This is a genomic window from Geminocystis sp. NIES-3709 (genome assembly GCF_001548115.1).
In the GTDB taxonomy this organism is placed as follows: Bacteria; Cyanobacteriota; Cyanobacteriia; order Cyanobacteriales; family Cyanobacteriaceae; genus Geminocystis.
In genome coordinates this window covers 1,317,413-1,339,434 of the sequence record NZ_AP014821.1, presented here as the reverse complement: position 1 = coordinate 1,339,434, position 22,022 = coordinate 1,317,413, and the positions used below count along the sequence as shown (strand labels likewise).

Sequence of the window (22,022 nt, the reverse complement as noted above, 5' to 3'; positions counted from 1 at the left end):
ATAATGATTTTACCATGAGTCCATGCTAGAAATCTTAAAATTATAGGATTAAACGACTTTCAACAATGCACAATGAACAATTGACAGTTAACTCATCTAATTTACAATCCTAAATTGATTGTTATACTATTCATACCCTCTAGGAACATTTACAAAATACTCTATGATTGTTTCTCTAAATAATTTTTTAGCTTTATGGAGATAGTCTTATAAAATGAAATTTTCCGATAGTATCAAAATGGCTATTACTACTTTACTAGCAAATAAAATGCGTAGTAGTTTGACCATGTTAGGGATTATTATAGGTAACGCTTCTGTCATTTCTATGATAGGAATTGGTCAAGCCGCACAAAAATTAGCATCGGATCAATTTGAGTCTTTAGGTGCGAATGTTCTGTTTGTCGTACCGGGAAGTCGAGAATCTCGTCGCACAACTTTTGACGTGCCTAAAACCCTTGTTTTACAAGATGCTGAGGCGATCGCTACTCAAGTTCCCAGTGTGATAGAAGTTGCCCCGCAAATTAATTCTCGTTTTTTGGTTAGTTATGGTAATAAAAATAATAATGTATCAGTTATAGGTGCTACTCCTGAATTTTTAACAGTTCGTAGTTTTGACGTCTCTAAAGGAAGGTTTATTAGTTCTTTAGATTTGAAAAGAAATAATAAGGTTGTGGTATTAGGATCACAAATTGTGGATGATTTTTTTCCCCATGTAGATCCGATTGGAAAGCGTTTAAGAATCAAAAACGTTTCCTTTGAGGTCATTGGTGTTATGGCATCAAAAGGGTCTTTTTTAGGCACAAATCAGGATGATATTTTATATATACCCCTGACAACTATGGCTAACCAAATTGTTGGAAAAACTTCCGAGTATGGTTTAGAGCTAAGTTTTATATCTATATCAGCTAAAGATGCACAAGATATATTTGCGGCCAAATTTCAAATTGAAAATTTACTTCGTTTAAGACATAAAATTATTGGGGAAGATGATTTTCGGGTGGAAACTCAAAAGGATATTTTAGATATTGTGGGAACTGTTAGCAGTGGATTAACGATGATGTTAGGTGCGATCGCTAGTATTTCCCTGTTAGTAGGAGGAATTGGAGTAATGAATATTATGTTAGTGTCTGTAAGTGAAAGAACTCAGGAAATTGGTTTAAGAAAAGCGATCGGTGCTACAGAAAATAATATATTATCTCAGTTTTTAATTGAGTCCATCATAATTTCAGCAACGGGAGGATTATTTGGGACAATGTTAGGGGTTGGAGCATTAACTATTATCGGCATAGCCTCGCCTTTGCCTACTACTATCTCTATGACAACGATTCTTTTAGCGGTAGGAGTTTCAGGCGGTATTGGATTGTTTTTTGGGGTTGTTCCAGCACAACAAGCCGCAAAATTAGATCCTATTGTGGCTTTGAGAAGTGCTTAACGGTACTTAGACAAAACAATAACAACAATTAAGCTATAATTTTTACATCATATTGCTTTTAGGTCAAAATGAAAGAAATTACTTCTTCATCAATGCCCCCATGTTTCAATCGCTGGTGTGAAAAAATAGACCCAGTCTTAAAAACAAAGGCACAAAAACGAGAGTTTAGAAATTATTTGGGCGGTTTATTAGGAGATTCTCAAAGAAAAAATATAACTCAAATTGCCCATAATAATCTTGATATTACTTATCATAAATTACACCATTTCTTAACAGAGTCCACTTGGAATTATGATGAGGTAAATGATAAAAGATTAGAAATTATTGCATCCTGTCGTCAAACAAAAATTAGTCGATGTTTCTCCTTAATTATAGACGATTCAGGTCATCGTAAAAGTGGAAACTTTACTGACTGTGTGGGAAGACAATATATTGGTGAAATTGGCAAAACTGATAATGGTAATGTTATAGTCACTACTCACATTTATGATGGTGTGAGAAGTTTTCCTTTAGACGTTGAATTATATGAAAAAGCCGAAAATTTCCCTGAAGGAAAAGACGCTCCACAATTTCAGAAAAAACCAGACATTGCCTTTAATTTAATTGAAAAATGTTTAAATCGAAATTATTGTCCCCAAATAATTTTAATGGATGGTGGTTATGGAAACAATACTAATTTATTAGGCAAACTAGAAAAAAAGAATTTAAAATATATAGGAATTATTGCTAAAAATAGATTAGTAAAATTGGTAAAACAAGATTTTATCGAGTCTGAAAAAACCATAGCTGAAATAGCAAAATCATTACCCCAAGATAGTTTTGAAAAAATAAGAATAGGAAAAAATCGAGAAAAAACTCTTTGGGTAGCAACGATAAATATTGAATTATCAGCTTTGTCGGGAATAAAAACTGTAGCTATCGTCATGAATGCAGATACTTTTGAAAATTCCACAGATATTGATTATTTAATGACTAATGAAATAGGAGAAAAAGTGTGTGGAAATTGGATAGTAGAAACTTATACACAAAGAAATTGGATAGAAGTATTTTACCGTGAAATCAAGGGATGGTTAGGGTTATCACAATACCAAGTGAGAAATAAAAGAAGTTTAATGAGACATTTTATCTTGGTATTTTGTGCCTACACTTTTATTCAATGGCATCGTTTGACAGGAGGTTTAAGAAGACAATGGGGGAATAAACCGTTAAATACTTTTGCTGAGGCATTGGAAGCGTTTCGTAATGCTGTGTCTTTTCGCTTTTTTCAATGGTTAAAAGACAATGTGGAAGTATTTAGTTTATATAAAGCTAGTTTAGGGTTTATTTGGGCATAATTTTTGTCTAAGTACCGTTAATAATGAATAGTTCGTTTTTCTAGTTAAACTTTTCTATTACTTACCTTGACTACAAAACAATTATATAATTGTGAAAGGTATAATCTTGTGCTACTATATGATTCTTTGAAATACAATCTTCCTAATCTTCTAGTCTCATCCCCATCAATATCAGCCTGAGTGAACTATAAAATTATCGGTGAAGATAGGGAAAAGTAATAATAATTAATTTAAAATATAGTCAAATTAATTTTAGATACTGATTTACTAAATTTAATTCTTTTTGATGAGGAAATTTAGGTAAACTATTGCCCTTAAACCCTTATTTTTCATTGTTTCTTACAGCTCACTCAGGCAATATCAAATTATCTTCCCTAAAAGTCCAACAAGGCTTCTTCTTGATGGGTGAGAATAACACAATTTGACTCGGGAAAAGTTCTGCAAGTTAATAAAAATCCTGCATCTTCTTCTTCGGGTTTTAAGAAAGCATGATCATGAATAACTGAACCTTTTACCAATTTAGCGGTGCAAGTGACACAAACCCCAGCGTTACAGGATAAAGGTAATTCTATACCGTTAGCATTTGCTACATCACTGATATATTCATTTTCCTTTACATTTAAAACTTTTTGTTCTTGATTGGGAAAAATTAATGTTACTTTGTAAGTTTTAACAGCATTATTGGTTTGAGTCTTAGTGATAGCCATAATTTTTTCGATATATTTGGGTTGATAAAAAATTTGATAAATTAAAAGTCATTAAAAGTGGTGATTTAAAAATTGGTGATTTAAAGCTAAATCGATTAAGAGTTACTTATTTTCTTTCTTTACCGGTAAATGAAATACAGTATAGCTCAGCTTAGATTGTTTGAAAATCTATAACAGTTATAAGAATGGAAATATCACTCTTATAACTGGATAATTTCTTAATCATCTTTTCCTTGCTATATATCAACAATTTACAAGTCTAATAAAGCGTCTTCTTGATCTGTGAGAATGACACAATCTGATTTGACAAGAGTTTTACAAGTTAACAAAAATCCGGCTTCTTCTTCTTGGGGTTTTAAAAACGTATGATCATGAACGATCGAGCCTTCTAAAAGTTTAGCCGTACAAGTGACACAAACTCCAGCGTTACAAGAAGATGGTAATTCTATACCATTAGAGATTGCTACATCACTGATATATTCATTCTCTTTCACATTTAACACTTTCTGATTCCCATCTGGAAATATCAATGTTACTTTGTGAGTTTGCACGGCACTTTTTGAGGGAGTCATGGTAATAGCCATAATTGTTTCTCCTGAATTTTTTAGGTGTTTTGATCCTGTCTTAGAAATCAAGAATTATCCTGATTTTTCTTTTAAACCGAGAGTTGACAAAGAACTAAATATTCTAAATTAATTTCATTATTTTGAGTATAAATACTTAAAAAATCTCGGTTTCATCGATCGTAAATGAAAGTCTATTTAAACTACTTTTAAAAAAGCAGTTACATCAAATTAACTTTCTTGATTGTTGTATCTTTCCTTTTATCTTTTGCCCACCTTAACCGAAAAATTGAGATACATTTAAGCTGAAAAGAATGTTTTCAAAGCAACATTGCACCTTGTATAACTTATCATTAAGCATTGATGGCAAGGCTTTCAAAAAAACAAATCAAAAGGAAATTGATTAGGACTTTTTTTTATCGTTTCAAGTTATACATTGGTTAAGAATAGTAGTGATTATAACAGAAAAAAAAAAAATTTCAGATTATCCGAAATTAACTTAACAAATATTAACTTATAGTATTTGGGATCAACTATTTACCATTAATTATTGATTGATTATTGACTAATGACGCTTAATCTCACAGTTTGACCATTTTCTAATTTATCACTACTTCTGACTACTATACGATCGTTTAAACTGAGTCCATTCAACACTTCTACTTTACCATTTTTAGATTGTCCTAAGGTAACTTGTCTCGAAATAACTTGTACATTATTCTCTTTTTTGTCTAAAATAAAAACTGTTTTTGATAGTTCATTTCCCCTAGTATTATTAATTTTTAAAGCAGTTTCAGGAATAAGAATAGGGGGATTATTATTGTTAGAAAATTTAACTCTTGCCAATAAACCACCACTAATTTTTTGATTTGGATTACTCAATAAAATTTCGATCGGAATTTGTCGGGAGTCTCTTTCGGCGGCAGGAGATATTCTATTAATTATTCCCGTAAATTTTTGTTCAGGAAAAGCATCTAAATTGACGTTAACACTTTTACCTAACGTAAGATTTTCTAAGTCTAATTCTGACACTGCAACGGTTATTTTTACTTGACTAAAATCTCCTATTTTAATAACTTCTCCTCCGGGTTGAACTAAATTTCCTTGTTCTGTTAATTTTTCTAATACATAGCCACTACTGGGAGCTTTTATTTGAGTATAATTAAGTCTTTTCTTCTCTTCTTGAATAACCGCTTTTTGACTGGTAATTCTCCCTTTAGCTGTTTCTACGGCAGCTTTTTTTACCTTTACCTGAGAAGCTGAAGATTTAACAGTTTGTTCAACAGTTTTTGCTTGTGTTTGAGCTAATTCTACCTCTCGTTTAGCGATCGCACCTTCGTTGTATAATTCCTCTAATCTATTAGCATCCACTTGAGCTTGAGCTAATTGTACCTGATTCGATTTAACTTGAGCTTGAGCAGAAATAACATCGGCTTCGGCTTCAACCACTGCGGAGTTAAGGGAAGCTAATTCAGCTTCGGCTTTATATAATGCCGCTTTTAAAAGAGTATCATCTAATAAAACGATAACTTGACCTGTCGTAACTCGATCGCCTACATCTACTGTTAAGTCTAATATTTGCCCTTCAGCTTGGGCTCGTAATATTACCTCTTTAATCGGTTCAGTTGTACCAATATATTCTCTAGGTTCAGTCAAAAACCCTGTCGTTACATTAACTACATCCACAGAAGGGATCCTTGAAATCTGTGATACAGGTTTTTCTTCTTGTGCTTCGGTTTTGGTTTCAAAGAAACATCCCCCTAAAGGCAGTAAACAGAGAAATAGAAAAGTAAAACTACCCCATCTCAATATTTTTTTTTGCGTCTTTCCGTCTTTGTGAGAGATTTTCCTAGATATATTTGATAGGCGAAATAAATTGATTGTCTTGGGACATAGCATAATTTTAGTGGGATAAATATAAAGATTTATAAATAAAAATTCTGCTTCATTGTATCATAGGAATATTTAAACTAGGGGTGAAACCACAAATTATGGACTTTAACTTATTATTTAATCTAGCAATTTTTTTTGTATTACCTTTTTGGTTACTGATGATTTTTGTTCCAAATTGGGAATTTACGCAAAAAATAATGAAATCTTACTTAATTTTTTTACCGTTAATTTTTTTATATATTTATTTGTTTATAATCAGCTTAAATCCAGACTTGATCGCAACCTTATCCAATCCACAACTATTAGATTTAGCCAAAGTATTTAGTGATCCTACAGTAACATTTGCAGGATGGGTGCATTTTTTAGTATTAGACTTATTTTTAGGTAGATATATTTATTGGCAAGGACAAACAGAAAAAATTTGGACAATTCACTCATTAATTCTTTGTTTATTTGCAGGGCCTATAGGCTTTTTATCTCATATAATAACTAGGATAATTCAAACTAACTTAAACAAAAAATTACAAATAGTTACTAGAAATATTCAAGAATAAGTATTAAAGCATTTGGTAACAGATTAAATCTATTGATCAGATGATAAATTCCTAATTTTCAAAAAATTTGATTATGATAGAAAGACATTTGATTTTGTTTAACCGTTATGCCGTACGAACAATTAAACCTTTCTACTCCTAAACCGATACTATCATGGGCAAATCATGAACTAGGCTTTCAAGAAACTCACATGGCAAAAAATGTGGCTTCTTTACCCTTTGTTTATAAACACGTTGCCTTAATGCCTGATGTACACTTAGGAAAAGGTGCATTAGTCGGCTCAGTTATAGCGACGAAGGATGCGATTATTCCTGCGGCTGTCGGAGTAGATATTGGCTGTGGTATGAGTGCAATCAAAACACCATTTATAGCAGATCAGCTAGAAGGGAAATTAAAAAAAATTCGATCGGAAATTGAAGCAAATATACCCGTTGGCTTTAACGAAAATAAAAATACAGAAACCAAAGTTACTAACTGGCAAGGTTGGCAAGACTTTAAAAATTTACATTCAGGAGTACAAAGATTAGAAGGTAAAGCTATTAAACAACTTGGCTCGTTAGGTGGAGGTAATCACTTTATTGAACTATGTTTAGATACAGAAGGACAAGTATGGTTAATGCTACATTCAGGCTCTCGTCATATTGGCAATCAATTGGCAGACTGTCATATCAAAACCGGAAAACAGTTGGCAAAATTAGCTAATTTAAGACTACCTGATCCAGATTTAGCTTATTTTGTGGGTGGCACTCCTGAATTTGACGCTTATTGGCGAGATTTGCAATGGGCACAAAATTATGCTCGTTTTAATCGAGATGTCATGATGAGTCGTTTTAAAGCCATCGTCGAAAAACATTTGAATGGTGGTAAATCAACAAAATCTTTATTAACAGTTAATTGTCATCATAATTATGCAGAAAAAGAAACCCATTTTGGCGAGGATGTTTATGTAACTCGTAAAGGTGCTGTAAGAGCCATGGAAAATGATTATGGCATTATTCCGGGATCAATGGGAGCAAAATCTTTTATTGTTAAGGGTAAAGGTAATCATGAAAGTTTCTGTAGTTGTAGTCATGGTGCAGGACGAAAGATGTCTCGTAGTAAGGCAAAAAAAAGTTTTGATGTTTATGATTTAATTACCCAAACAGAAGGAATTGAGTGTCGCAAAGATCAAGGTGTTATCGATGAAATTCCCTGTGCTTACAAATCGATCGAAGAAGTAATGAATCAACAAACTGATTTAGTGGAAGTGGTAGCAACTTTAAAACAGCTTATTTGTATTAAAGGATAGGTAGGTGGACAGGTGGAAAAATTGCGAACCCTCACCGCTCATACTTTTTCAGCACTGCCTAATTGTTGACGGGGGCTTCTCCTCCTTCTAATCCTAACTCTGCTAACATGGCATGATCATCTTCGGGGGATTGTCCTAAAGTAGTAAGATAATTACCGATTAGCATGGCATTTATCCCTGATTTTAAGCCTTGACGTTGCCATTCCCCTAATACTGCTTCTCTACCACCAGCATAACGTAATATTTGTGTCGGTAAAATAAATCGAAAAATAGCGATCGCTTTCACCGCTTCCAAAGAAGTTAATTTTGTTTCATTACCAAGGGGGGTACCTTCTCTGGGATTAAGTAAATTGATAGGTACAGATTCCACTTCTAATTCTCTTAGAGATAGGGCTAAATCAACTCTATCTGTCCATGTTTCCCCCATGCCCATAATACCCCCCGTACAGGCCTGAATACCGGCTTTCTTAAGGTTTTTAACGGTATCTACTCGATCGTTCCATGTATGAGTGGTAACAATTTTATCGTAAAAATTAGCAGAAGATTCTAAATTATGATTGTAACGAGTAACACCTGCTTCTTTTAAGGCTTGAGCTTGTTCGAGGGTTACTTCTCCTAAAGCACAACAAGGTTTAACATTAGTTTCTGTGATAATTTGTTTAACAGTAGCTAAAATTTCCTCGAATTCGTTATTTTTAGGGCTATTATACTTTAATCCTCGTCCTTGAGACACTAAACAAAATCTTTTAGCCCCTGCCGCATCGGCCGCTTTGGCATATTCTAATATTTCTTCTCTCGATTTTAAGCCATATACAGGGGAATCTTTGCCTTGATGATGTACCGATTGAGAACAAAAACTGCAATTTTCTGAACAATTACCAGATTTAATATTAACAATACTACATAAATCTACTATATTTCCACAACGGGCTTGACGAATTCGATCGGCATATTCACATAACAATAAGATATTTTCTTCTCCTTCGATGTCAGTAAGGGTTAAGGCTTCTTCTCGATTGATATAATTACCGTTAATAATGCGAGTGCTTAATTCTTCTAACCACTGATTCAATGTAGCTTTTTGGGTTGTTTCTGATTTATTAATCGTATCTATCACCAAAATATTCCCCTTTCTTCTGAATAAATAACTATGTAGAAATTATATCAGCAAGAGTTCCCCTGACGTTCAATAAGACTTGTTTATTTCACGAAAGGAGAAAGCAGTTGGTATTATTTGAGTAGATTATGAAAACTGATTTAGCAAAATAACCTTAGTTCGATGAAAAAATATTGTCGAAAGGGTAGCTATCAGATATTGTTAAGTTAAAGTTAAATTTCTTATCAACATTAGTAATTGATTACTTAATTCTTTAATGGAAAAAAGGCTAAAAGCTAATCGCTACCCTCACCCATAAATTTTATAACTCAGGTAAAATAAAAGGTATTAGCCATTACTCTAAACTGTACAAGTTATTGTAATTGTGCTGTACGAATATTTAAGTCTAGTTTCTGATCCGATCGCACGATCGAAAATTTAAGAGTTTTATTCAAACCGCTATTTTCTACTAATTTTTGTAATTGGTTCGCATCTTTAACTGGTTGATTATCAACTTTTATAATTACATCTCCTCTACGAATACCTCCTTGTTCGGCAGGAGTATTGGGTAAAACTCTAACCACTAAAACTCCTTCTAATTCTGGAATTAAAAAGACGGTATTGGGATCTTGATTATTCTCTCTTGCTAATTCAGGGGTTAATTTGACCATCTGAATACCAACGTAAGGATGAGGAACTTCTTTTCCTTGTGCTAAAGTCGATTGTAGTTCTTTTGCCACGTTGATAGGGATAGCGAAACCAATGCCCATCGCATCAGCACGAATAGCGGTATTGATACCGATGACATCCCCCCTTGCGTTCAAAAGAGGGCCCCCTGAATTACCCGGATTGATGGCGGCATCGGTTTGTAAAAAGTCAATTCTTTTATCTAAAATACCTACTTCAGAAGAAGGACGGTTAAGGGTACTAATAATTCCTAATGTCACAGTATTATCAAGCCCGACAGGATTTCCTACAGCGATCGCCCAATCTCCCACTTTTACTCCAGAAGAATCACCAAGAGAAGCAACGGGTAAGTTTTGCCCTTGAGGATTGATTTTAACTACAGCTAAGTCTGTTACTTGATCTGTGCCTTTGACTTCTCCTTGAAATTTACGCCCATCTTTGAGAGTAACCGTCACCTTATCAGCACCACTGACTACATGGGCGTTAGTGAGAATTATGCCTTGGCTATCGATAATAAAACCAGAACCTTGCCCTGTAATGGTTCTTTCTTGAGGCATACGATTACGCAATTGATCTCCAAAAAATTGACGGAAAAAAGGATCATCAAAAATAGGATCAAGAGAACGGGTAATCACCTTTTCTGTATCGATTCTTACTACTGATTTACCTGTTTTGTCCACTGCTCTAGCGACAAAACTATCCGCAGTAATGGGTACATCCGCTTGAGCTAACACATCAGCACTAGCTTGTTGAGCCATGAGAGGATGAATACCACTGAAAACAATAATTACACCGACGAAAAGAGCAAGGAGGTGAGAAAAAAATTGACGAATGGATTTATTCATATTCATAACCTTAAAAAAGATGTAAAGATTTGATACTTTTCTTATCACTAGACGTAAAGAAGTAAGATAATAGTTTCGCAGTTTATAATCATTTATTGTAAAGGAGAAAATTCCTTTTCTTGGGGGAGTGTAACAGTAGTGTTTTCCCTATCTCGATCGAGCAATGATTATAGACCAAAAATATATAAGTCTTGATATGATAGTCTTTGGCTTTGATGTCAAGATCCGATTAAGATCATAAATAAAAGTTAATCATAAAATATTGTTTGGGAGAAAAAAATGTTACTAGACGCTGTAACTAATTTAATTAAAAATTATGATGTCTCCGGTCGCTATTTAGATCGTAATGCCCTTGATTCTTTAAAATCTTATTATCAATCTGGTACAACTAGACTTCAAGTAGCTGCCATGATTAACGCCAATTCTCCTGAATTAGTTAAAAATGCTGGCCGTCAATTATTTGAAGAAGTACCCGAATTAATTCGTGCTGGGGGTAATGCTTATACAACCCGTCGTTACTCTGCTTGTTTAAGAGACTTGGATTATTACCTTCGTTATGCTAGTTATGCTTTAGTAGCTGGTAATAATACTGTTTTAGATGAAAGAGTATTACAGGGATTAAAAGAAACTTATAATTCTCTTTGTGTACCGATCGCACCCACTGTCAGAGGTATTCAAATTATGAAAGAAATGATTAAAGAAATGGCATTAGAAGCAGGAATGGACAAAACTGACTTTATAGATGAACCTTTTGATCATCTTACCAGAGAGTTTAGCGATATTTCTGTATAAATCTTTCAATAGTTGACAATTAACAATTAACTATCTCTACATTGTAAGTTACGACTAAAGAATACAAATAATACTTTGCAATTAATAACTTATCCAGTAATATCAATACCAAAGTTGAAAAATTACAGGGTAAAATAGAGGAACTTGATACTGAAATCGATGGCTTAGAGCAAAAATTAGAAACTAAAATCGATAAAAAGTTTAGTGAAGTTGAAAATCGTTTTAATAAAATAAACTAAATACTTCTTAAATATTGTAATATTAGGATTTTTAGTTATCATCAGAGTTTTAATGATGATTTCTTAACGATCGTTGCCAAATTTATCTTTTTCCCTAATCCTTAGATGTTGTTTTCCCATTTTCGTGGTGGAATTGAACTTAGTTTAGTTATTATATTTGCTTTGATTTTAGCCTTGATTGGAGAGGCTTTGGACTTGCCGATTCCTTGGTTATTAATACCTGTAGTTGTTGGTATTATCTGGTCGATCGTTAAAAATGATAGTTCATCTATTCCAAAACCTTTTAACATAATTGGACAGGCAATCATAGCCATGTTTACGGCAAGTCGTTTTACTCCCGATACATTAATTGGTAGTCAAGAATATTTTTTTCCTTTAATTATTTGTATATTTATAACCAGTATTTTAAGTTTATTTAATGGATATTTAATTTATAAATTTGCTGATATTGACTTTCCCACCAGTTTTTTAGGATGTATTCCGGGTGCTGGTCATACTTTAGTCGCTATGAGTGAGGAAATGGGCGCAGATGCCATCGTCGTTGCTGTGTTACAGTATCTTAGGATTATGATGGTATCAGTAATTGTGCCGATCGTAGTTAGTTTTTTTAGTGATCAAAATTTTTTAAATGTTACTAAAATAGTTTCAAATAATTCACCATTATCCTCCCTACCCCTTCCTATAAACCTTCTTATTTTAACTTTATCAGCAATATTAGGAGTAAAAACAGGAAAATTACTCAAAATACCCTCAAGTTTGTTTTTAGGTACATTTATCAGCAGTTTACTCTTATTCTTATTTTTTCCTTATGAAATAACTATTCCTCAGTCAATTTTTCAAGGAGGATTACTATTGTTAGGGTTATCGATCGGTGTAAAATTTGAAATACAAACTGTGCAAAAATTATTAAAAGCAGTCTTATTAGAAATAATTTTAGTATTAATTTTAATTACTACTTGTTTCGTGATAGGTTATTGGTTTCATGTTGTCACAAAAATTGATACTTTAACCGCTGTATTAGGTTCAACACCAGGAGGATTAAGTGCCATGATGGCTACGGTTATTGAATTAGGGGGAGATTCTGGTTTTGTCTTAATGATGCAAATGACTAGAATGTTACTGATTTTACTATTGATTCCTATTTTTGGAAATTACTTATTATATTTATCCAAAAAATAAGTGAGGATTCATCATTTAAAACTCGTGATGGTTTTGATTTGGATATTAGTTACAGTAACCATGTTTGGCAGTGTGACCATACTAAAGTAGATGTATTGTTAGTTGATAAAAATCTGAAGCCCTACAAAAGATAAAATTATGTTTTATCCGACTAATGTTGAAAAGACTAGCAGTTTCCTAAGATACCAAATGGGTTCTATATCTATTGTGTCCAATGTCTTTAATAATTCAGCTATGTTATTGACAGAACTATATTATACAAAAATAATAATGTAGGGTGGGCAATGCCCACCAAAAATTTTAGAAATAATCCTGTAAAGCTTTAACCTGTAAGGGTTCATGCTGTAGTGATCGAATTGCTTCCACCGTTGCTTTAGCCCCGGCGATCGTTGTAATAATCGGTAACTTGTAGTCTAAAGCCGATCGACGAATTTTACGTCCATCAGTTTGGGTTTCTTCCTCACTGTTAGGAGTATTGATGATAAATTGAATTTGTTTATTTTTAATAGCATCAACTACATGGGGACGACCTTCGTGTAACTTTAATACTAATTCCACATTTGTGACTCCGTGTTCGAGAAGTACTTTTTTTGTACCTTCAGTCGCAACTATATTAAAACCCAATTGTACTAAGTCTTTTGCTACAGGCACGATCGCCTCTTTATCCCTGTCATTCATGGAAATAAATACTGTTCCCGAAGTATGAACAATTACTCCAGCTCCTATTTCAGCTTTAGCGAATGCCTTACCAAAATCGCTGTCTATGCCCATTACTTCTCCTGTACTCCGCATTTCCGGACCTAGTAAAGTATCTGTACCAGCAAACTTATTGAAAGGCAATACAGCCTCTTTAACAGCGACGTGTTTGGGTATTATCTCCTCTGTTGCGCCCAACTCCTCAAGGGTTTTACCAGACATAACCAAAGAGGCAATTTTTGCTAAAGGTCGTCCTATGGCTTTCGACACAAAGGGTACAGTACGAGATGCACGAGGATTGGCTTCGAGAATATAAGCAGTATCTCCTTGTACTGCATATTGAATGTTCATTAAACCGACTACTTTTAAAGATTGGGCGAGTTTTACGGTCCATGTACGCAAGGTATCTACAATAGAGTCAGAAAGGGTAATATAAGGAATTGAACAGGCAGAATCCCCAGAATGTACCCCTGCTTCTTCAATATGCTCCATGATACCACCGATCACGACTTGTCCTGTCATATCACAAATAGCATCAATGTCCACCTCGATCGCATTTTGTAGGAATTTATCGATTAAAATAGGGTGATCTGGTTCAATATCCACCGCATATCTCATGTATTGTTCCAATTCTGTATCGTTATAAACAATCCGCATACCCCGGCCACCAAGAACATAAGAAGGACGCACAACTACAGGATAACCAATGCGATTAGAAACCACCTTTGATTCTTCAAAACTTCGGGCGATACCGTTGGGGGGTTGTTTAATGTTTAATTCGTGTAAAATTGCCTCAAATTTCTCTCTGTCTTCTGCTGTATCGATCGAGTCTGGAGAAGTACCCCAAATTTTGGTTGTAACAGTAGTATTAGGATCAGCGAGATAGTTTTTCAAGGGTACAGCTAATTTTAGCGGTGTTTGTCCACCAAATTGGATAATTACGCCTTCGGGATTTTCTGCTTCGATGATGTTTAAAACGTCTTCCTTCGTTAACGGTTCAAAATAAAGTCGATCGCTAGTATCATAGTCAGTAGAGACAGTTTCAGGGTTAGAGTTAACCATAATTGTCTCAAAACCTGCGTCTTGGAGAGAGAAAGAGGCATGACAACAGCAATAATCAAATTCTATACCCTGCCCGATGCGGTTAGGGCCACCACCTAAAATCATGACTTTACGTCTATCGGTGGGGATACTTTCATTTTCTCCTGCTTCATAGGTGGAGTAATAATAAGGGGTAAAGGCTTCAAATTCGGCGGCACAAGTATCGACTAATTTATAAACAGGTAATACTCCTAAAGATTTGCGGAAACTTCTTACTTCGTCTTCCGTTGTCTTGGTAGCAAAGGCAATTTGGCGATCGCTAAAACCGTGTTGTTTAATAAAACGCATTTCCGCAGGAGTTATATTTTTTAAGGTTGTGCGTCTCATATATTTCTCAATATTGACGATTTCCTGCATCTTATCTAAAAACCAAGGATCGATCGCTGTTAATTCGTAAATATGTTCAACTGTCATCCCCAATCTCAAGGCATGATAAACGCTAAAAATTCTCTCAGGGTTAGGAGTGCGTAATTGAGAGCTAATTTGTGATAATGTGGGTAAAGTCTCATTTTTATCACAACCAAAACCAAAACGTCCCGTTTCAAGAGATCTTAAGGCTTTTTGGAAAGATTCCGCAAAAGTACGTCCGATGGCCATTGCTTCCCCTACAGACTTCATTTGGGTTGTCAATACGGGAGATGAGCCGGGGAATTTTTCAAAGGCAAAACGGGGTATCTTAGTTACAACATAGTCAATAGTCGGCTCAAAAGATGCAGGGGTTTTTTTAGTAATATCGTTGGAAATTTCATCTAAAGAGTAGCCAACAGCTAACTTAGCGGCAAATTTGGCAATGGGAAAACCTGTCGCCTTCGATGCCAAAGCAGACGATCGAGATACGCGAGGATTCATTTCAATTACAATCACATCCCCATTAATAGGGTTGACGGAAAACTGAATATTTGAACCACCAGTTTCCACTCCAATTTCTCGAATAATTGCTTTAGAATAATCTCTTAATCGTTGATATTCCTTATCAGTTAATGTTTGGGCGGGAGCAACGGTGATAGAATCTCCAGTATGTACTCCCATCGGATCAATATTTTCGATCGAACAGATGATAACAACATTATCCTCCAAATCTCGCATTACTTCCAACTCATATTCTTTCCAACCAATAAGAGATTTTTCCACGAGAATCTGAGACATGGGAGAAGCATCAATCCCAAATTTAGCCATTTCTTCGTATTCTTCTTGATTATAAGCAATACCACCTCCAGTACCTCCCATCGTAAAAGCAGGGCGTATAATAAGAGGATAAGAGCCAATTTCTTCTGCTACTGCTTTAGCTTCCTCCCAATTGTTTGCAATACCAGAAGGACACACAGGCACACCAATTCTTGCCATCGCTTCTTTAAATAATTCCCTGTCTTCTGCCATTTTGATAGCAGGTAACTTAGCCCCAATTAACTCAACTCCATACTTATTTAATACCCCAGATTCTGCCAAAGAAACAGCAGTATTTAGAGCAGTTTGTCCTCCCATTGTGGGTAATAAAGCGTCAGGACGTTCTTTAGCGATTACTTTCTCGACAATTTCAGGGGTAATAGGTTCAACATAGGTACGTTCAGCAGTTTCAGGATCGGTCATAATAGTGGCAGGGTTAGAGTTAACTAACACCACTTGATAACCTTCCTCTCGTAGTGCTTTACAGGCTTGAGTACCAGAATAATCAAATTCACAGGCTTGTCCTATGATAATTGGTCCTGAACCTAAAATAAGTATTTTGTTTATATCTTCACGACGTGGCATAGATTTATCGCTTTAATTCGTTAGTTTATCTCGATCGTCCTTGAGTATGGGAATCGAAGTTATTAATCCTCAATCCTTTCATCATAAAGGGTGATCTCGATCATTTTAATCTAATCAGTAAATAAATTCTGTTTTTGTTTGTCTAGTTTTCTTGACAGTTGACAGTTAAATTTTGTAATGCCTAATTTCTAATTCTTATTTATTGTTAATGGTTTCTTAACCAAAAATACTGTTAAACCTGAGACAATAAAATTTTAGTATTTCATTATTTTATTTTATGTTAGAACCTAGTGATGTTGTTGATTTATTTTTTAATCATGTCAAAACTCTCGACTTTCAAGCCGGAGAAGTTATTTTTACCGCAGGAGAAAAAGGCGATCGAATGTTTGCATTGATGAAAGGTGAGGTAGAATTATGGCTAAATGATGGAGTTGTCGAAAGTATCCATGAACATGATGTCTTTGGTGAGGGTGCTTTAGTACAATTAGATCATACTAGGGTGACTACTGCGATCGCCAAAACTGATTGTAAATTAGCAGAATTAAACAAAGAAAGATTTTTATTTTTATTACAAGAAACGCCTTTATTTGCTTTGGAAATTGTGAGAAGTTTATCTAGTCGTTTGCGAAAAATAAAGCAGAAAACCTCAATTTAAACCATGAAAATATTAGTTCTTAATGCTGGTTCAAGTACTCAAAAAAGTTGTTTATATGATATTATTTCTCCTAAAAATATAAATCTTCCTCCTTCTCCTCTCTGGGAGGCAACGATTGATTGGACTCTCAATAATAGATATGGACTATTGAAAGTAGAAGCCAACGGCGAAAAAATCACCCATGATTTATCAGTGGATAATCGTCAAACTGGCATTAAGACTATGTTAGAAACCATCATTGATGGTAAAACAAAAGTTATTAAAAAATTAACTGATATAAATGTAGTTGGTCATAGAGTAGTACATGGCGGAAATAAATACTCTCAGGCAACTATCATCACTCCCGAAGTTAAAGCTGTAATCAAAGAATTAATACCTTTAGCACCTAATCATAATCCTTCTCATTTAGAAAGTATTGAAAGTATAGAAAAGATAAATAAAGAAATTCCTCAAGTAGCCGTTTTCGATACTGCTTTTCATACAACTATCCCTGATTATGCCAAAATATATCCTATTCCCTATCAATACTATGAGGAAGGGATACAACGTTATGGTTTTCATGGTATCTCCCATGAATATGTATCTCAACGGACAGCAGAAATTATCGATCGACCTTTAAATAGTCTTAAATTGATTAGTTGTCATTTAGGCAATGGTTGTTCCATAACTGCTATTAAAGAAGGTAAAAGTATTAATACCAGTATGGGCTTTACTCCTTTAGAGGGGTTGATGATGGGTACTCGTAGTGGCTCGATCGATCCTGCCATTGTTACTTATTTAATGAGAAAATACGGGTATGATGGAGATACAATCGATGAAATTTTGAATAAAAAATCAGGATTATTAGGAATTTCTGAGATTTCTGGAGATTTACGGGGGGTTTTAAAAGCCATGGAAGAAGGGGATATAAAAGCTAAATTAGCTGTAGATATTTATATTAATCGTATCCAAGAGGTAATTAGCAGTATGTTACCCTGTCTTAAAGGATTAGATGCCTTAGTTTTTACCGCAGGAGTGGGAGAAAATTCCCCTATTATTAGGGAGAAAATTTGTGAAAAATTTGATTTTTTAGGATTAAAATTACATCACAAAAAAAACAGTCAATTCTGTCAAGATACCAATATCGCTACAGATAATTCTTCTGTCAAAATTTTAGTCGTACATACTCAAGAAGATTGGGCGATCGCCAAACAATGTTATAATATTATGAATTCTCAAAGTTAATCATTATCTAAAATTTCAGGTAGTAAAGGTTAATTTTAGAAGTATCTAAAAGTTTGATATTACGATCGAACAACGTAAAATAATAATTTTCTCAGATCTTGTGTCAGTACAAAAATATTAATAATATAAAACGAGAAAATCAATTTTAGGAGTTTTAAAATCAATTCTTATTACTTTTCCCTCTCGTTACCGAGACTTTATGATAGAGATGCAAAATCTAAATTAACTTAAAAATTTAACAATAAAATTAATGCAAAGAAGACAGTTTTTAAGCAATACGGGTATTAGCGCCTTAACTTCCGCTACCCTTGTTTCTTGTCAAAGTCAAAATAATTCTACTGTTACCACTAATAGTTTACCAGAAATAAAATGGCGGATGGTGACAAGTTGGCCTAAGTCTCTGGATACTATTTTTGGTGGTGTTCAAGGTTTTTGCGATCGCATTAAGCAAATGAGTGGAGAAAAATTCCAGATTACTCCTTACGCCGCAGGAGAAATTGTACCCGGATTGGAGGTATTAGATACAGTACAAAATGGGAGTGTTGAAGCTGGGCATACAGCTAGTTACTATTATATTGGTAAAAATTCTGCCCTTGCTTTCGCTACAGGTTTACCTTTTGGCTTGACTGCTTCACAGCAAAATGCTTGGTGGTATTATGGAGGTGGTTTAGATGCGATGCGAAAGGTTTATAGTGATTTTAATATTGTCAATTTTCCTGCAGGAAATACAGGGGCACAAATGGGGGGATGGTTTAAAAAAGAAGTCAAATCCCTTACTGATTTAAAAGGTTTAAAAATGCGTATTCCAGGATTAGGGGGAGAGGTTATGTCTAAATTGGGCGTTAATGTACAAGTTTTACCAGGAGGAGAATTATTTTTAGCCCTTGACAGAGGTGCGATCGATGCCGCAGAATGGGTAGGCCCTTACGATGATGAGAAACTAGGTTTAAATAAAGCAGCACAATACTACTATTATCCCGGATGGTGGGAACCAGGCCCCACTTTAGAAGTCTTAATAAACAAATCTGCATGGGAAAAATTACCTCTAGAATATCAAAGCATGGTTGAAACCGCAGCAAAAGAAGCAAATATAACGATGTTAGCAAATTATGATTTTGTGAACCAAAAATCCTTAAAAACTATTATTGCAGGAGGTACAAAATTAACTCCTTTTCCTGAAGATGTTTTAACAGAAGCACAAAAAATAGCATTTTCTATCTATGATGATAATAGTAATAAAAATCCTGCTTTTAAAGAAATTTATCAATCATGGTTAGAGTTTAGAAAAGATACTTTACAGTGGAATACCATCAATGAATTTAGTTTTAGTAATTTTTTAGTTAATCATAAAAAATAGTTATAACAATTTAATTTTAATTCAAGGTATCACAACTCATAAACTTCTATCGATGTTGGGTTACATTATTACTAACCCAATCTATAAATAGGGTGTGCTAAATAAATCAGAAAGCTATAAAAATGTAGGATTGAAACCTAAAACGTTAACAAAAAAGTGCGCAATTTTAGGGCGTATCATCAAACAATGTGGAAGTATTTAGTTTATATAAAGCCCGTTTAGGGTTTATTTGGGCATAATTTTTGTCTAAGTACCGTTAAGGGGAATATTTCGATAATAACTTATTTGATCAAGATTTGTACCCATCGCACCATCAAATACTAGCACGGGTCGATCCGTATCAGATATGCTTCCCAGCATACGCAATGCCACCGAAGGTAATCAATAACTTTTCCTTTTATATTTAGTCTAAAATAGAAATAGCTAAAAATTATCGTCATTCTATAAAAATTACCATATATTAATGAGTTTTAGACCTAGAAAACAGTTTGGACAACATTGGTTAAAAAATCAACAAGTCCTTGATCAAATTATCATTTCTGCACAATTAAATAAACTCGATCGAGTCTTAGAAATAGGTCCGGGTTTAGGAGTTTTAACGGAGAGAATTTTTCCTTATGTAGATAAATTATTAGCAGTAGAAATTGACAGAGATTTATGTAAAAAATTAGTTGCAAAATATGGGAAAATCGATAATTTTTTGTTATTAGAAGGAGATTTTTTAGAATTAAATTTACCAGAAATTCTACTAACTTTTCCTAATTTTAATAATTTCAATAAAGTTGTTGCTAATATCCCTTATAATATCACAGGTCCGATTATTGAAAAATTACTCGGTACTATTAGTAAACCCGCCGAAAAACCTTTAGAATCGATCGTATTATTAGTACAAAAAGAAGTTGGCGATCGACTTGTAGCAGTTCCGAATAATAAAGTATATGGTGGATTAACTGTTAAAGTTCAATATTTAGCAGATTGTGAAATTGTCTGTGAAGTACCGGCAAAAGACTTTTATCCACGTCCGAAAGTTGATTCTGTGGTTGTGAAAATAACCCCAAGAAACTTAGAAAAACCTGCCCATAATCCTAAATTTTTAGACAGTTTAATTAAATTGGGATTTGCCAGTAGAAGAAAGATGTTAAGAAATAATTTAAAATCGATTATTGAACCAGAAAAATTAGGAGAAGTTTTAACGAAGTTAAGTATCAATGATCAAGCTAGAGCAGAAAATTTAAGCCTGTCTCAATGGATAGACTTAAGTGATAATTTAGATAAAAAATAGTTATTTTATCAATGCACTTTTTCTTCGTCATTTGTTTCTAATTTACTATGTTTAATACTAGCTTTGATCGAGCTTTCAAAATCATTAATTACTTGACAAGGTAATCCTTTTAATTGTTCTTTATCTATCAAACAATTTGGTGATGGAGTTCTTAAAATCCACTCAATTTTTCTAATCGGTTGAGATGATTTATTTTTTGTGTTTGTTTGTACAAATCTTAATCCAGTAGCTCGATCGGCTCTATCTTCACTACGAGAAAGTTTTTTAATCATTTCTTTTTGATAAAATTGTCCCATTTTTTGAACGAAAAAATCTGATAAATTCCACTGATTAATAATATTAATTAATACAACTTTTATTTGTTCAGTGTTAAATATATCTGAAAAGATACTGTTAAGATTTTCTTCTTGAATTTCCTTATTTTCTGAAGATATTAAATAGTAACTATGGATTTTTTGTTCTTGATTAGCTAAAGAATTAATTGTAAAAATCCCTAAATCAATGCTATTAGAAATAACAGCTAAATTACTATTAATATCTAGTTTTATACAAGAATAAGTAGCTTTCTTTTCTTCAATATTTTCCGATAATGAATGATTATGAATATCTTTAATATTTTCTCTTGTTAAAGAGGTTAATAACTTCGGATGGCGATTCAAAGCATGATCATTTATTCTGATTTTCCCATCTAATGCCATTACTTCACCGTTACTATTTACCCCTAAAGGGTTGATTTCGATCGCATCCAAATCGTATTCCATAAATAAATGATACATTTTTTCAATGATTTTACTCACGGAAGCGATGGCATTTCCCGTCAATCCCATTTGCTTAACCAAGCGACGGGCATAAAAAGGAGAAAAAGCTCCATCAATAACCCCCGTTTGCAAGTTTTCTAACAAAATATTGATATTAATACCACCATAAGCTGAACCTAGTAAAACAGGTTTTTTAACGCTATAATCAAGCATAATTGCTAAGAAAAGCTCATTTTCTGCATCATAACGAGCCTCTGCCAAAATTACTTCAGGATACTCTCCCTCAATAGGTAAATTAAAAATAAACTGAGAAGCTGCGATCGCATCTATGGTATTTTCCACAAACTTAACACCTCCCACCAATGCCCTACCACTAGCTAACACTTGAGATTTTAAAACAATAGGATAGGGGATAAGTAAATTTTTTAACTCCCTTGCATGGGAAATTGATTGAGAAGGTAGTACTGGAATACCTACCTGTTGAAATAATAGTTTAGCCTGATATTCTAGTAAATCCATGATGTTTAATTGATAATGAGGAAAAATACTGCCTATGGGGTAAAAGAAAATCAATGATTTGAGAAACAAAA

General features: G+C 33.8%; 17 protein-coding genes. 10 read left to right on the top strand and 7 right to left on the bottom strand.

Annotation, left to right across the window (positions count from 1 at the left end):
* Positions 1-214 precede the first annotated feature (214 nt).
* Complete coding sequence (locus GM3709_RS05630) at positions 215-1,432, top strand: ABC transporter permease (RefSeq protein ID WP_066117054.1); 1,218 nt, start codon at positions 215-217, stop codon at positions 1,430-1,432.
* Positions 1,433-1,500: 68 nt separating this feature from the next.
* The gene (locus GM3709_RS05625; RefSeq protein ID WP_066115324.1) at positions 1,501-2,766 is read left to right on the top strand and encodes an IS701 family transposase; all 1,266 of its coding nucleotides are present in this window, start codon (positions 1,501-1,503) and stop codon (positions 2,764-2,766) included.
* Positions 2,767-3,140: 374 nt separating this feature from the next.
* Here GM3709_RS05625 and GM3709_RS05620 read toward each other — a convergent pair whose 3' ends face one another.
* The 3 genes from GM3709_RS05620 to GM3709_RS05610 form a co-directional block, all read right to left on the bottom strand.
* Entirely contained in the window at positions 3,141-3,473 is a 333-nt protein-coding gene (locus tag GM3709_RS05620; RefSeq protein WP_066117052.1) for a 2Fe-2S iron-sulfur cluster-binding protein, read from the bottom strand.
* A 251-nt stretch (positions 3,474-3,724) separates the two neighbouring features.
* Positions 3,725-4,108 carry a 2Fe-2S iron-sulfur cluster-binding protein gene (locus tag GM3709_RS05615; RefSeq protein WP_315863046.1) on the bottom strand — a complete coding sequence of 128 codons (384 nt, stop codon included), beginning with the start codon at positions 4,106-4,108 and terminating at the stop codon, positions 3,725-3,727.
* A 486-nt stretch (positions 4,109-4,594) separates the two neighbouring features.
* Positions 4,595-5,845, bottom strand: a complete 1,251-nt coding sequence (locus tag GM3709_RS05610) for an efflux RND transporter periplasmic adaptor subunit (protein WP_231937619.1) — start codon at positions 5,843-5,845, stop codon at positions 4,595-4,597.
* A 182-nt stretch (positions 5,846-6,027) separates the two neighbouring features.
* Here GM3709_RS05610 and GM3709_RS05605 point away from each other — a divergent pair, with 182 nt between their 5' ends.
* Complete coding sequence (locus GM3709_RS05605) at positions 6,028-6,483, top strand: ABA4-like family protein (RefSeq protein WP_066117050.1); 456 nt, start codon at positions 6,028-6,030, stop codon at positions 6,481-6,483.
* 107 nt (positions 6,484-6,590) lie between these two features.
* Positions 6,591-7,772, top strand: a complete 1,182-nt coding sequence (locus tag GM3709_RS05600) for an RtcB family protein (RefSeq protein ID WP_066117048.1) — start codon at positions 6,591-6,593, stop codon at positions 7,770-7,772.
* A 58-nt stretch (positions 7,773-7,830) separates the two neighbouring features.
* On the opposite strand, the gene bioB is transcribed toward GM3709_RS05600, so the two are convergent.
* Positions 7,831-8,844 carry a biotin synthase BioB gene (gene bioB / locus GM3709_RS05595; protein ID WP_396229705.1) on the bottom strand — a complete coding sequence of 338 codons (1,014 nt, stop codon included), beginning with the start codon at positions 8,842-8,844 and terminating at the stop codon, positions 7,831-7,833.
* Between the two features lie 398 nt (positions 8,845-9,242).
* On the bottom strand, positions 9,243-10,406 hold the full coding sequence (locus tag GM3709_RS05590) for an HhoA/HhoB/HtrA family serine endopeptidase (protein WP_066117045.1): 1,164 nt from the start codon (positions 10,404-10,406) through the stop codon (positions 9,243-9,245).
* Between the two features lie 273 nt (positions 10,407-10,679).
* On the opposite strand from GM3709_RS05590, the gene apcB reads away from it, so the two are divergent.
* Complete coding sequence (apcB, locus tag GM3709_RS05585; RefSeq protein WP_066117043.1) at positions 10,680-11,192, top strand: allophycocyanin subunit beta; 513 nt, start codon at positions 10,680-10,682, stop codon at positions 11,190-11,192.
* Positions 11,193-11,536: 344 nt separating this feature from the next.
* Positions 11,537-12,610 carry an AbrB family transcriptional regulator gene (locus GM3709_RS05580; protein WP_066117041.1) on the top strand — a complete coding sequence of 358 codons (1,074 nt, stop codon included), beginning with the start codon at positions 11,537-11,539 and terminating at the stop codon, positions 12,608-12,610.
* Between the two features lie 300 nt (positions 12,611-12,910).
* On the opposite strand, the gene carB is transcribed toward GM3709_RS05580, so the two are convergent.
* Positions 12,911-16,156 (bottom strand): carbamoyl-phosphate synthase large subunit, encoded by a 3,246-nt coding sequence (gene carB, locus GM3709_RS05575; protein ID WP_066117039.1) that lies wholly within the window; start codon positions 16,154-16,156, stop codon positions 12,911-12,913.
* Between the two features lie 277 nt (positions 16,157-16,433).
* Between carB and GM3709_RS05570 the strand changes: the two genes are divergently transcribed.
* The 4 genes from GM3709_RS05570 to rsmA all read left to right on the top strand — a co-directional run bounded on the left by GM3709_RS05570 (position 16,434) and on the right by rsmA (position 20,674).
* The gene (locus tag GM3709_RS05570) at positions 16,434-16,811 is read left to right on the top strand and encodes a cyclic nucleotide-binding domain-containing protein (RefSeq protein WP_066117037.1); all 378 of its coding nucleotides are present in this window, start codon (positions 16,434-16,436) and stop codon (positions 16,809-16,811) included.
* A gap of 3 nt (positions 16,812-16,814) precedes the next feature.
* Positions 16,815-18,035, top strand: a complete 1,221-nt coding sequence (locus GM3709_RS05565) for an acetate kinase (protein ID WP_066117035.1) — start codon at positions 16,815-16,817, stop codon at positions 18,033-18,035.
* A 250-nt stretch (positions 18,036-18,285) separates the two neighbouring features.
* The gene (locus tag GM3709_RS05560; protein ID WP_066117032.1) at positions 18,286-19,392 is read left to right on the top strand and encodes a TRAP transporter substrate-binding protein; all 1,107 of its coding nucleotides are present in this window, start codon (positions 18,286-18,288) and stop codon (positions 19,390-19,392) included.
* A gap of 463 nt (positions 19,393-19,855) precedes the next feature.
* Complete coding sequence (rsmA, locus tag GM3709_RS05555) at positions 19,856-20,674, top strand: 16S rRNA (adenine(1518)-N(6)/adenine(1519)-N(6))-dimethyltransferase RsmA (protein ID WP_066117029.1); 819 nt, start codon at positions 19,856-19,858, stop codon at positions 20,672-20,674.
* An 8-nt stretch (positions 20,675-20,682) separates the two neighbouring features.
* Here the strand turns inward: rsmA and GM3709_RS05550 are convergent, their stop codons facing one another.
* The gene (locus tag GM3709_RS05550; protein ID WP_066117027.1) at positions 20,683-21,951 is read right to left on the bottom strand and encodes an ATP-grasp domain-containing protein; all 1,269 of its coding nucleotides are present in this window, start codon (positions 21,949-21,951) and stop codon (positions 20,683-20,685) included.
* Positions 21,952-22,022: the final 71 nt, after the last annotated feature.